We start from the raw sequence: 12,224 nt of genomic DNA, 5'->3' as shown, positions 1-12,224 counted from the left end.
CCAGATAAGGGAGCATGATCTTATGAATACAGCAAAATCGTTTCAAACAAAGAGCTCATCCGCAAATCGGATAACCACAAAGGAACTGGTCCTGGCCGGGATGTTCGCGGCTGTTCTTGCCGTAATATCCCAATTATCTATCCCTATGCCAACAGGTGTTCCCATAACCATCCAGATCTTTGGAGTGGCACTTATAGGAACCGTGTTAGGATGGAAACTAGGCTTTTTAGCAACTCTGATTTACATCCTCTTAGGCGCTGTAGGCCTGCCGGTCTTTTCAAACTTCCGGGGAGGCATCCAATTCTTGCTGGATCTTACGGGGGGATACAAATGGGGCTGGCTTATTATGGTACTCCTCTGCGGCATCAGGCCGAAAACCGGCAGCAAGCTTCTAAACACAATCCTTATATTTCTCCTTCCGATTCTTGGAACTCTCATTGATGAAGCCATCGGAGGCCTTCAATGGGCTGCATTATCCGGAGATATGTCGGTATCAGCCGTATTTTCCTATTCCATAGTGGCATTTGTTCCAAAGGACATTATACTTACAGTTATTGCTGTTATCACCGGAATTCCTATTCGAAAAGCTGTATCACGGTAATGAAAAAGATTCCTGACCGGCCGGCGCCTATAAAAGCGCCGGCTTTTCAGCGTTAACATTTCCTTATGTCTTGACAGGAAACCTTTTGAAACTTAAAATAGTTACAATGCCCCAACACAAATATTCAGAAAGGAAGTTCAGTTTCCATTCGGCTTACTGAACGGTGTTACTCACAGATGATTCAGGATATTTTCCCCCATGTTTTCCATAACGAATTTCATATAAAAACACCTGGCATGGACAGTTATTTTCTTTATTTCCAGGATGGCAGTCTCCTTCTTAATCACAGGACTTCCAAAAGAATCCCTCAGTTTGAAGATTTAAAAAGCCAGAGCAAGGATGCCATGTCCTGCTCTGACTATCTTTTTTCCATTGACCATATGGATTTTTTTCTTATAGATGAAACAGCAGTTACCCTGACAGAAACAGATTCACTTAACTTTTATGAAACAGGCATCATAAGGGATCTAAAGCCTATGTGGGTGTCCTTTGCGGCTATTTCCGCAGGACAGCTGCACCGGTTTTACGGCTCCAACCGGTTCTGCGGCTGCTGTGGCTCTCCTATGATGAAAAGTAAAAAAGAAAGATCCATGGTCTGTTCCTCCTGCGGCAATACCGTTTACCCAAAGATTGCTCCAGCCGTCATTGTTGCTGTCACGTACAACGGAAAGCTTCTGCTGACTAAGTATGCCGGAAGGGAATATACCCGGTACGCCCTGATTGCAGGTTATACAGAATTCGGAGAAACCCTGGAAGAAACGGTAAACCGGGAAGTGATGGAGGAAGTAGGGCTCCGGGTCAAAAATATCCGCTATTATAAAAACCAGCCATGGGGATTCAGCGATTCCATTTTAGTCGGATACTGGGCTGAGCTGGATGGTTCTCCACAGGTCCGCCTGGATGAAACAGAATTATCCACAGCCGACTGGATGGCTCCTGAGGATATCCCTGATGATTTCACTAATTTAAGCCTGACCCATGAAATGATTCTTCTTTTCAAAAATGGAAAGGTCATAAAATAAAAAATCAAAAGGCCGCCCCGAAATTCGGGTACGGCCTTTTGCCACCTATTGAAACTTATTTACCATAGTAAGCCTTTAAATACATTTCCTTGATTTCACTCATAAGAGGATATCTCGGGTTTGCACCTGTACACTGGTCGTCAAATGCATTCTCAACCATTTCATCCAGAGTCTCCAGGAAGTGCTTCTCATCTATTCCGTATTCCTTAATGGTTGCCTTAATTCCTACTGCCTTCTTTAATTCTTCAATCTTAACAATGAATTTCTTAAGCAGATCTGCATCATCCTTACCTTCGATACCACAGAAACGTGCACACTCTGCATATCTAGCAAGGGTATGAGGATACTCATACTGTGGGAAGGTTCCCATCTTCGTTGGAACTTCACAAGCATTGAATTCCATAACCAAGGTGATCAGTAAGGCATTTGCTACACCATGTGGAAGGTGATGATAAGCTCCTAATTTATGAGCCATGGAATGGCAAACACCTAAGAATGCGTTATTAAATGCCATACCGGCCATGCAGGAAGCATCTGCCATCTTACATCTGGCCTCTACATTGGTTCCGTCATTGTATGCGATAGGCAGATAGTTAAATACATTTTTCATTGATTTAAGTGCAAGACCATCGGTATAATCAGAAGCCATGATAGAAGCATAAGCCTCCAATGCATGAGTCATAACGTCAATACCAGAAGCACTTGTAAGGCCCTTAGGCTGGCTCATCATATTGTCTGCATCAACGATAGCCATATTCGGCATTAATTCATAGTCTGCAAGCGGATATTTCACCCCTGTTTCCTGATCCGTAATAACCGCAAAAGAGGTTACCTCAGAACCAGTACCGGAAGAAGTTGGGATTGCTACGAAGTAAGCCTTTTCACCCATCTTAGGGAATGTATAGACTCTCTTACGGATATCCATAAAGCGCATGGCCATATCCTGGAAATCCACCTCAGGATGCTCATACATTACCCACATGATCTTAGCTGCGTCCATGGCTGAACCACCACCTAAGGCGATAATGGTATCCGGCTGGAATGCCTTCATAGCCGCTGCTCCTGCCTGGGCATTTGCAAGGGTCGGGTCTGGCTGGACATCAGAGAATACGGTATAAACAATGCCCATTTCATCTAATTTATCTGTAATCGGTTTGGTATAACCGTTCATGTAAAGGAAGGAGTCTGTTACTATGAATGCTCTCTTTTTGTTATATACATCCTTTAATTCGCTAAGCGCGACAGGCATACAACCTTTTTTAAAGTAAACCTTTTCCGGATTTCTGAACCACAGCATGTTCTCTCTCCTCTCAGCAACGGTCTTAATATTCAGCAAATGCTTTACCCCAACGTTTTCAGAAACAGAGTTTCCGCCCCAGGAACCACAGCCCAGAGTCAGGGATGGCTGAAGCTTGAAGTTGTAAATATCGCCGATACCGCCGTGAGAAGATGGGGTATTCACAAGTATACGGCAGGTCTTCATAGCCGCTGCATGCTTATCCATTTTCTCTTTTTCATTTACATTGATATAGAGAGAAGAGGTATGTCCGTAACCGCCGTCAGCAACCAGCTGTTCTGCCTTCTCAATGGCTTCATCAAAGGTTTTAGCCTTATACATAGCCAGAACCGGTGACAGCTTCTCATGTGCAAATTCTTCTTCAATATTAACGCTCTCAACTTCACCGATCAGGATTTTTGCGGATTCAGGAACTTCCACGCCTGCAAGCTTTGCAATGGTGTGGGCTTTCTGGCCTACGATCTTGGCATTTAAAGCTCCGTTGATAATAATGGTCTTACGAACTTTATTCAGTTCATCTTCCTTCAGGAAATAGCATCCTCTTGCTGCAAACTCTTTTTTAACTGCATCATAGATAGGTTCAAGTACCGTTACAGACTGTTCGGAAGCACAGATCATGCCATTATCAAAGGTCTTGGAATGAATGATGGAGCTGACTGCCATCTTAATATCTGCCGTATCATCAATAATTACAGGGGTATTGCCTGCGCCGACCCCAAGGGCTGGTTTACCGGATGAATATGCAGCCTTCACCATTCCAGGGCCGCCGGTTGCCAGAATGATATCTGCGCTTCTCATGACCTCATTGGTCAGTTCCAGAGAAGGAACGTCGATCCATCCTATGATCCCTTCCGGTGCGCCGGCTTTGACAGCTGCATCAAGAACCACCTTTGCAGCCGCAATGGTAGAATTCTTTGCACGGGGATGAGGGGAAATCATGATAGCATTTCTGGTCTTTAAGCTGATCAGTGTCTTAAAGATAGCAGTTGAAGTTGGGTTTGTGGTAGGGATAACTGCCGCAACCAGACCAATCGGCTCTGCTATTTTCTTAATGCCATATGCCTTATCTTCTTCGATCACACCGCAGGTCTTGGTGTCCTTATATGTGTTAAAAATATATTCTGCAGCATAGTTGTTCTTAATGACCTTATCTTCCACAACACCCATGCCGGTTTCTTCTACAGCCATTTTTGCCAGAGGAATTCTTAACTTATTGGCAGCGCTTGCTGCTTCATAAAAGATCTTATCCACCTGTTCCTGGGTGAAGGAAGCAAATACTCTCTGAGCCTCTCTCATGGCTTCCATCTTTGCAATCAGGGCATCTACACTATCAATGATATCAGGAATTCTTACCTGTTCTTCTTTCTTTGCCATCATGATTTTCCTCCAATTTTTAAATAGGTTAAATTGTTATATAGATATTTTTATATCGATATTTTTTTAACGATCTATCGTAACTTCATTATATGCCATTGTTATTTTTTTGTCAATGTTATATTTTACAAAAAAATACAAGGTTCAAGCTAATTTTTATTCAAATCTTCTATTTTGACTTTAACATAATATCTCTCCTGAGCACTCTGCTCTTTTTCTTATAAAACATGCTGTCGGAAACAAAAAACACACCTGATAATAGATGGACAGCTATAAAGTAGTCCTTTTATCTTCCCCTGCACTGCAAGCTCATATATTTTATATTGTAAAAACAAAAAAGTTTTTACAATCGGATGCACGGCAGTAAAACACTGCCTTTTATCAGAAATCTGAAAAGCGTTTTCTGATAAGTTATATTCTGAGCATTTATTTCCTGGTTTACTCTGAGAAAAAAGAATGAAATAAGGACTTTGGACGGATTTAAAAACTTGGCAATGCGCATCATGTATGATATAGTAAGCCTTGAACGGCAAGGTTATCTGAGGCGTAATATTATTATGTTACCTTAAGTATAACTTTTTTATAGGTACGATTATATTTTTTATATATAAGAATAAGAGGATTTAAAAATTATGAAAATTACAATTGGAATTGATCTTGGAGGAAGTACCACTAAAATTGTAGGATTTCAAAATAATAAATTAAAAATTCCTACTTTTGTTAAAGCTGATAACCCAATTGCATCTCTGTTTGGAGCACTTGGAAAATTCATCTATGAAAACAACATCCAGTTGAATGAAATTGAAAAGATTATGATCACAGGGGTTGGCAGCGCATACGTAGACCAGCCTTTATATGGAATTCCTACTTATAAGGTAGACGAGTTCACCTGCAACGGTCTGGGAGGACAATACTTTACGGGATTAAATGACTTAATCGTCGTGAGCATGGGAACAGGAACCTCTCTTGTCCAGGTAAACGGAGATAAAATTGTCCATACCGGAGGAATCGGAATTGGAGGCGGAACCATCCTCGGCCTTTCAAGCCTTCTTCTAAAAACCCAGGATATCACTCAGATCATGGAGCTGGCAAGCAGGGGAAATATAAGCAACATTGACCTACAGATACAGGATATCTCAAAAAAGCCCCTTCCAGGCCTTCCTCTTTCTGCCACAGCCTCTAATTTCGGCAAGGTACGCAACCTTGTATCAGACGAGGATATCGCTGCAGGAATCATTAATATGGTACTTCAGGTGATTGGAAAATCTGCTATTTTATCTTCCTTAAACAGCAACATCAACAATTTTGTCATGACTGGGAATCTTGCAAAATTCCCTCAGTGCAAAGGCATCTTTCAATCTCTTGAGACAATGTTCCAGGTCCATTTCATTATACCGGATCAGGCAGAATACGGTACCGCCATCGGAGCAGCCCTTACAGAGGAACGCCATATGGAAATGAGACAGATATTATATCCATCCGATAATAATCCTTTATAGAATTATTGTAAACCTAAATTTACAAAAAACCAGGTACAGCTTTTGCCGTACCTGGTTTTTTTATGAATGATATCCCAATGCCTGCTCCAAAGCATCCTTTTCTTCGCTTCCAAGCAAAACATCTGTTTCTCCTCTTTCCACTTCCTTGATGTAAACATAGCACCCTTCCCGGCTATGAACAGAATTCAAAACAAAACCGGAATTTGTATAATCGAGGATTGCCATTGCAAAACTTAAGTTTCCGCCCATGCCTTTAAACGCATTGTATTTTACAAGTCCGAATTTCTGAAGAGCACTTCTGTAATTCTTATTGGTATTTCGAAGAGAATCCTTATTTGCGCGGTCTTCTGCTTTTAATTCCGCAATATCTTCCATCTGCTCCATAATTATCTCTTCCAGGGTTTCTGCATCCTTCCCCCTCATAAAATAGTCGTATCTGCGATACAGCTTTCTCATCTGAACCAGACATATGATTACAACGATCAGTAATATCATGGTAATTACAGCTAATCCAATGATTAAAAAAGCAGGGTCAACCGGCAACTGATTTAATATACTGTTGTCCATTCTTTCGTCCTCGCTTCCATGATGTTATCTTATGGATTCTATCAACTCTACTATTCTTTCCAATTCTGCCTCAGAATAGTACTCTATTTCCACTCTTCCTTTATTACTGTCTTTCCGATTGATGCTTACCTTGGTTCCCATAGCAGTTTTCATCCGGTCTTCCAGTTCTCTGAAAATCAGGAAAATGCTCTCATCCTCTTCCTTTTTTTCTTTTGGTTCCTTTTTCTTTGATATGGATTTAACAAGTTTTTCCACCTCACGGACGCTGAGATTTTCAGCGACGATTCTTCCTGCAATCTGAAATTGCAATTCTGGATCATCAACAGCCAGAAGCGCCCTGGCATGTCCACCTGTGATCTGGTTTTGAATAAGCATATCCTGGACTCTTTTCTCCAGCTTTAATAAACGCATGCTGTTGGTTATTGTTACTCTGTTTTTGGCCACCCGCGCTGCGATCTCTTCCTGCTTTAATCCAAATTCCTGCATTAGCTTTTGATAAGCCTTAGCTTCCTCAATGGGATTTAGATCTTCTCTCTGAACATTTTCAATCAATGCAATTTCCATTGACTGCTGCTTCGTATATTCCCGTATTACCACAGGTACTTCTTTCAAACCTGCCAGTTTTGCTGCCCTCCATCTGCGTTCACCAGCGATGATTTCATAGAAATCCCCTTTTTTCTGTACTAAAAGCGGCTGTAAAACACCATACTCTTTCATGGATTCCGCCAATTCCATGAGGGATTCCTCCCGAAATTCCATTCTAGGCTGATTATGGTTTGGTTCAATGGAAGATAATTTAAGGAACATCTCTTTTCCGATTTCCGCTTCCTCTTTTTCTGCTTTTGTGTTAGTCTGCTCCGGTTTTGGATGATTTTTCTTTTCCTGTTCCTCTGCCGCAGACTCCATTACTTCATCTCCGAAAATTGCTCCAAGACCTTTTCCTAAACCCGTTCTCTTTGCCATAATTATATCTCTTCTCCTCTGCTTATTACTTCTGCCGCCAGCAACCGGTAGCTCTCCGCTCCCGCTGATCTGGAATCATATAAATTAATCGGCATTCCATGGCTGGGAGCCTCTGCCAATCTGACATTTCTGGGTATAATGGTTTTATAGATATTCTGGTTTAAATTATTTTTAACGCTCTCAACAACCTCCAGAGACAGATTTGTCCTGGCATCATACATGGTAAAAACCACACCTTCCATTTCAAGAGCAGGATTCAGTTTCTTTTTTACCAGATTTACCGTTTTCAGTACCTGGCTTAAGCCCTCTAACGCGTAATATTCACATTGAATTGGTACCAATACGGTGTTTGCAGCTGTTAAGGCATTAATTGTCAATAGATTCAATGACGGAGGACAATCTATGATAATAAAATCATAGTGATTCTTGATTTTTTCAAGATATGTTTTGAGGAGTGTTTCCTTGTTCTCAATTTCCAATAATTCGATTTCCGCTCCCGCTAAATCCACATTAGAAGGAAGTAGATCCAAGTTTTCCTGAACATTGGTAATCAAACATTCTTCAATTTCACACTCTCCTACCAGTAGATCGTATACCGTTCGCTCAATGGAACTTTTTTCGATTCCCAGTCCGCTGGTCTCGTTTCCCTGTGGATCAAAATCCACAGCCAATACCCGCTGTCTTGATTCCGCCAGACAAGCAGATAAATTAATCGCGGTAGTCGTTTTACCAACTCCGCCCTTCTGGTTTGCTATCGCAATGATTCTTCCCATTTTTAATTTTGCCTCCTAATGAACCGATCGGATGTGCTTATTTATCCAGTTAACACCCGTTAAAGCAAGGTGCACTGTGCCCGGTAAAGCGGGGCGCGTTATTCATAAATGAAAGGTTGAAAGATGTTCTTTTTCAACCTTTTCCTGTTACAACATTCGGAAATTACAGTTCAATGTAGAGTATAGCATACTTTATTTTTTTTTCCTATGGTTTCCTGTAAAAAAAATCTATAATTTATAAAAAATGTTTCACGTGAAACATTTTACCAGTCTTATTGCACATATTTGTTATGTTTTTCCAAGTTTTAAGAATAAATTAATATGTTAGACGTTGTAAGTCCATATTGATTATATTATAATAAGAAAAGATTAACCTATTTCAGGAGGTAAAGTATGAAAACAAAGAACAAATTATTGACCTTGCTTATTTTATCAGCCAGTACAGCTGTCACCACTGCTGTCATTAATAAATGTATTAAATATTCCGCCACCTCCAAAAACATATTATCTGATTCAAAATCCCTTTGCTATAAATGGCGCTTTGGCAATATTCATTATACTAAAACTGGAACAGGAAAGCCGCTCTTACTCATTCATGATCTAACGGCTTGTTCCAGCGGATATGAATGGAATCAGATGGTAAATCATTTAAAAGAAGAGTATACCGTATATACGTTAGATCTTCTTGGATGTGGACGCTCTGAAAAACCGGATCTGACTTATACCAATTATCTTTATGTTCAGTTGATCTCTGACTTTATCAAATCAGAAATTGGACATCGTACCAATGTCATTGCATCCGGCTCCTCCTCACCCCTTGCTGTTATGGCCTGTAATCAGTCGCCGGAATTATTTAATCAGATCATGTTGATTAATCCTGATTCCTTACTGACATGCAGCCAGATTCCAAACAAGCACGGAAGAGTTTATAAATTTATTTTGGACTTGCCTATATTAGGGACACTGCTCTATCACATTGCTACCAGCAAACAGGCAATTATGGAGGAATTTTCCAATAATTTTTGTAATCCTTATTCCGTTAATACCTCACTGGTTGATGCTTATTATGAATCAGCCCATCTGGGCGATTCTCCCAAATCCTTATATGCCAGTGTAAGATGTAATTATACTAAATGCAACATTGTTAATGCCTTAAAGAAAATCAATCATAGCATCTATATCATAGGGGGATATGAAATGGAAAATATCAACGAGATGATTCGGGAATATCAGATATATAATCCTGCCATTGAAAGTTCTCTGGTTAGTAACTCCAAATACCTTCCTCAATTAGAAAATCCATCTGAACTATATCGTGCCATTCAGATGTTCTTTGTATAACTAATGGAATAAAAATAATGTTTCACGTGAAACATCCACTGCATCTATGCAGAAATAATACTCTTGGATGTTTCACGTGAAACATTTTATTTTAACGGTTCCTTTGATGGTAAACCTGCTTTTCTTGGATATTTCTTAGAGGTGCCATTATTCTTGGCTATTTTAACCAATGATCGTTCCACGTCAGTTCCTGGCAATAAAAAGGTGTTTACTTCTTTTACACTTCCACCTAATAAAAATATGGCATGCTTTGCCGCTCCCAGCTCTTCCTCTATCTTTCCGGACTTATATGGAATAAAATACCCTCCAACCTTTGCAAAAGGCATGCAGTATTCAGATAATGTGCTAAGATTAGCAACTGCTCTGGAAACGCAGAGATCATACTGCTCCCGATGAAGAGGATCTCTTCCCAGGTCTTCCGCTCTCCCGTGGATGGCTTCTATTTTTTCAAGACCCAAACGACTGATCCCTTCATTTAAAAAATTTATCCTTTTATTCAAGGAATCCATTAATGTTATCCTTAATTCAGGAAATGCGATCTTTAAGGGTATTCCAGGAAATCCAGCTCCCGTTCCCACGTCAATGATCCTATAATCTTTTGTTTCAATCTCCTCTACTGCTTTTATCAGGGATAAGCTATCCACGAAATGTTTTGTAATCACTTCATCCATTTCTGTAATTGCAGTTAAATTCATAAATTTATTCCACTCTACTAATAATTGAAAATAATCATAAAATTGATTTATTTGATTTTCTTTTAATTCAATAGATAATAAATTCAATTCTTTCCGGAGACTTTCTTCAAATGCTTCTGTCATATAAAATTCCTCATTCTTTCTTTTCCAGGCTCTTCTGATAACGAAGCTGTTCCAGAAAAACAAGCAAAACAGATATATCTGCCGGAGACACACCGGATATTCTGGATGCCTGTCCAATGGACATGGGCTTATATAGATTCAGTTTCTGGATGGCCTCTCTTCGAAGCCCCTTAACCGTGGAATATTCAAATTCCACATCCAGCTTTTTATTCTCCAGCTTTTTATACTGAATTACCTGCTGTCTCTGTCTGCGGATATATCCATCGTATTTAATATTAATATTGACCTGTTCTATCACATCGTCAGAAAGAGCAGTCCTGTTCTTATCTATTTTAGTTAACATAATATAATCAAGTTCAGGTCGTCTCACCAGCTCAGCCAGGGTTGTACCGGTCTTTAAAGGAGTACTTCCGTTTTCCTCAAGGAATTCCTGTACTTCTTTGGATGCTCCTATATTAGTGGTTTCCAAACGCCTGATTTCTTCCTCAATCATCCGTTCCTTTAAAAGCAGCTTCTCATACTGTTCATCACTGATTAACCCAATGTCATGGCCAATTCCCATTAGACGGATATCTGCATTGTCCTGACGCAGCAACAGCCTGTATTCTGCCCTTGAAGTCATCATACGGTACGGCTCATGATTTTCCTTTGTAACAAGATCGTCAATCAGAACCCCGATATAAGCCTGGGAGCGATCCAGCACGATCTGCTCTCTCCCCAGTATTTTCATGGCTGCATTTACACCGGCCATAAATCCCTGGACTGCCGCTTCCTCATATCCGGAACTTCCGTTAAACTGTCCGCCGCAATACAATCCGTTGATTGGCAGAGTTTCCAAGGTTGATTTAAGCTGTATGGAATTGATGCAGTCATATTCAATGGCATAGGCATTTCTGACGATTTTCACCTTCTCTAACCCAGGAACTGTCCGGTACATGGCATACTGAACATCCTCAGGCAGAGAACTAGACATGCCGCCTAAGTACATTTCATTAGTATAAAGACCCTCCGGCTCTACAAAGACCTGATGGCGGTCCTTATCCGGGAATTTTACTACCTTATCCTCTATGGATGGGCAATATCTTGGTCCAGTGCCTTCGATGGCGCCTGAATACAAAGGAGAACGGTCTAAATTTTCCCGAATGATCTCATGGGTCTTTTCATTGGTGTAAGTAAGCCAGCAGGATATCTGTTCCTTTTGTAACGTTTCCTTATCAGTAGAAAAGGAAAAGGGCACTACTTTCTCATCTCCCAGCTGCTCTTCCATCCTGGAAAAATCAATGCTTTTCTTATCCACTCTGGCAGGTGTACCCGTCTTAAAACGCAGCATCTCGATTCCATGCTCCTTTAGGGAATCCGTCAGATGATTGGCTGCCTTAAGGCCGTTAGGGCCTGTATACTCGCTTACATCGCCATAGATGCACCTTGCTTTTAAATAGGTTCCCGTAGCCAGTATGGCCGCTTTACAGCGGTATACTGCCCCGGAAAAGGTCTTGACACCTGTGAGGGTTCCATCCTCTACCATTATTTCAGAAACCTCCGCCTGCCTTATGGTCAAATGATCCGTATTTTCCAGGGTCATTCTCATGGATCTGGAGTACTCCTGTTTGTCTGCCTGAGCCCTTAAGGAATGGACTGCCGGTCCTTTTGACTGATTTAGCATTTTGGATTGTATAAACGTTTTATCAATATTTTTACCCATTTCACCGCCTAAAGCATCAAGCTCCCTTACCAGATGGCCTTTGGAGCTTCCGCCGATATTAGGGTTACATGGCATCAGCGCTATGCTGTCCACGCTGACTGTAAACATAATTGTCTCAAGGCCCAGCCTTGCACAGGCAAGGGCCGCCTCACAGCCGGCATGGCCTGCGCCGACTATGACGACATCATAAGCCTCTTCTAAATGCTGCATTTCATTCTCCTTTCGTATCTATTACCATACCTTCTGTATTTATATAGAATACCCGCA

The 12,224-nt window shown here is 40.9% G+C and carries 10 protein-coding genes; 4 read left to right on the top strand and 6 right to left on the bottom strand.

Annotation, left to right across the window (positions count from 1 at the left end):
- Positions 1-22: 22 nt before the first annotated feature.
- Positions 23-601 (top strand): biotin transporter BioY, encoded by a 579-nt coding sequence (locus H171_RS19555; RefSeq protein WP_100306614.1) that lies wholly within the window; start codon positions 23-25, stop codon positions 599-601.
- Positions 602-777: 176 nt separating this feature from the next.
- A complete protein-coding gene (gene nudC / locus H171_RS19550; RefSeq protein ID WP_100306613.1) occupies positions 778-1,623 on the top strand; it encodes an NAD(+) diphosphatase in 846 nt (281 codons plus the stop codon).
- Positions 1,624-1,678: 55 nt separating this feature from the next.
- On the opposite strand, the gene adhE is transcribed toward nudC, so the two are convergent.
- The gene (adhE, locus tag H171_RS19545) at positions 1,679-4,294 is read right to left on the bottom strand and encodes a bifunctional acetaldehyde-CoA/alcohol dehydrogenase (protein WP_100307594.1); all 2,616 of its coding nucleotides are present in this window, start codon (positions 4,292-4,294) and stop codon (positions 1,679-1,681) included.
- Between the two features lie 632 nt (positions 4,295-4,926).
- Here adhE and coaW point away from each other — a divergent pair.
- Positions 4,927-5,793, top strand: a complete 867-nt coding sequence (coaW, locus tag H171_RS19540; RefSeq protein ID WP_100306612.1) for a type II pantothenate kinase — start codon at positions 4,927-4,929, stop codon at positions 5,791-5,793.
- Between the two features lie 60 nt (positions 5,794-5,853).
- Here the strand turns inward: coaW and H171_RS19535 are convergent, their stop codons facing one another.
- From H171_RS19535 to H171_RS19525, 3 genes are read right to left on the bottom strand one after another with little or no spacing between them, the layout of a single operon-like run.
- Positions 5,854-6,360: a DUF4446 family protein gene (locus tag H171_RS19535; RefSeq protein ID WP_100306611.1), complete on the bottom strand. Its 507-nt coding sequence runs from the start codon at positions 6,358-6,360 to the stop codon at positions 5,854-5,856.
- A 24-nt stretch (positions 6,361-6,384) separates the two neighbouring features.
- On the bottom strand, positions 6,385-7,323 hold the full coding sequence (locus H171_RS19530) for a ParB/RepB/Spo0J family partition protein (RefSeq protein ID WP_100306610.1): 939 nt from the start codon (positions 7,321-7,323) through the stop codon (positions 6,385-6,387).
- Between the two features lie 2 nt (positions 7,324-7,325).
- Positions 7,326-8,096, bottom strand: a complete 771-nt coding sequence (locus tag H171_RS19525) for a ParA family protein (protein ID WP_025230638.1) — start codon at positions 8,094-8,096, stop codon at positions 7,326-7,328.
- A gap of 393 nt (positions 8,097-8,489) precedes the next feature.
- On the opposite strand from H171_RS19525, the gene H171_RS19520 reads away from it, so the two are divergent.
- Positions 8,490-9,437 carry an alpha/beta fold hydrolase gene (locus tag H171_RS19520; RefSeq protein ID WP_100306609.1) on the top strand — a complete coding sequence of 316 codons (948 nt, stop codon included), beginning with the start codon at positions 8,490-8,492 and terminating at the stop codon, positions 9,435-9,437.
- Between the two features lie 86 nt (positions 9,438-9,523).
- Here H171_RS19520 and rsmG read toward each other — a convergent pair whose 3' ends face one another.
- The gene (rsmG, locus tag H171_RS19515; protein WP_100306608.1) at positions 9,524-10,255 is read right to left on the bottom strand and encodes a 16S rRNA (guanine(527)-N(7))-methyltransferase RsmG; all 732 of its coding nucleotides are present in this window, start codon (positions 10,253-10,255) and stop codon (positions 9,524-9,526) included.
- A 10-nt stretch (positions 10,256-10,265) separates the two neighbouring features.
- A complete protein-coding gene (gene mnmG, locus H171_RS19510) occupies positions 10,266-12,167 on the bottom strand; it encodes a tRNA uridine-5-carboxymethylaminomethyl(34) synthesis enzyme MnmG (protein ID WP_100306607.1) in 1,902 nt (633 codons plus the stop codon).
- Positions 12,168-12,224: the final 57 nt, after the last annotated feature.

It is taken from the genome of [Clostridium] celerecrescens 18A (genome assembly GCF_002797975.1).
GTDB classification, from domain to species: domain Bacteria; phylum Bacillota; class Clostridia; order Lachnospirales; family Lachnospiraceae; genus Lacrimispora; species Lacrimispora celerecrescens.
Note: the sequence above shows the minus strand (reverse complement) of the source record. Positions and strands in the feature narration are given on the sequence as shown.

What these genes read in the sequence shown, in the direction of transcription:
- H171_RS19555 (WP_100306614.1), top strand. Translation starts at nt 23, where the DNA reads ATGAATACAGCAAAATCGTTTCAAACAAAGAGCTCATCCGCAAATCGG.
- nudC (WP_100306613.1), top strand. Translation starts at nt 778, where the DNA reads ATGATTCAGGATATTTTCCCCCATGTTTTCCATAACGAATTTCATATA.
- adhE (WP_100307594.1), bottom strand. Translation starts at nt 4,294, where the DNA reads ATGGCAAAGAAAGAAGAACAGGTAAGAATTCCTGATATCATTGATAGT.
- coaW (WP_100306612.1), top strand. Translation starts at nt 4,927, where the DNA reads ATGAAAATTACAATTGGAATTGATCTTGGAGGAAGTACCACTAAAATT.
- H171_RS19535 (WP_100306611.1), bottom strand. Translation starts at nt 6,360, where the DNA reads ATGGACAACAGTATATTAAATCAGTTGCCGGTTGACCCTGCTTTTTTA.
- H171_RS19530 (WP_100306610.1), bottom strand. Translation starts at nt 7,323, where the DNA reads ATGGCAAAGAGAACGGGTTTAGGAAAAGGTCTTGGAGCAATTTTCGGA.
- H171_RS19525 (WP_025230638.1), bottom strand. Translation starts at nt 8,096, where the DNA reads ATGGGAAGAATCATTGCGATAGCAAACCAGAAGGGCGGAGTTGGTAAA.
- H171_RS19520 (WP_100306609.1), top strand. Translation starts at nt 8,490, where the DNA reads ATGAAAACAAAGAACAAATTATTGACCTTGCTTATTTTATCAGCCAGT.
- rsmG (WP_100306608.1), bottom strand. Translation starts at nt 10,255, where the DNA reads ATGACAGAAGCATTTGAAGAAAGTCTCCGGAAAGAATTGAATTTATTA.
- mnmG (WP_100306607.1), bottom strand. Translation starts at nt 12,167, where the DNA reads ATGCAGCATTTAGAAGAGGCTTATGATGTCGTCATAGTCGGCGCAGGC.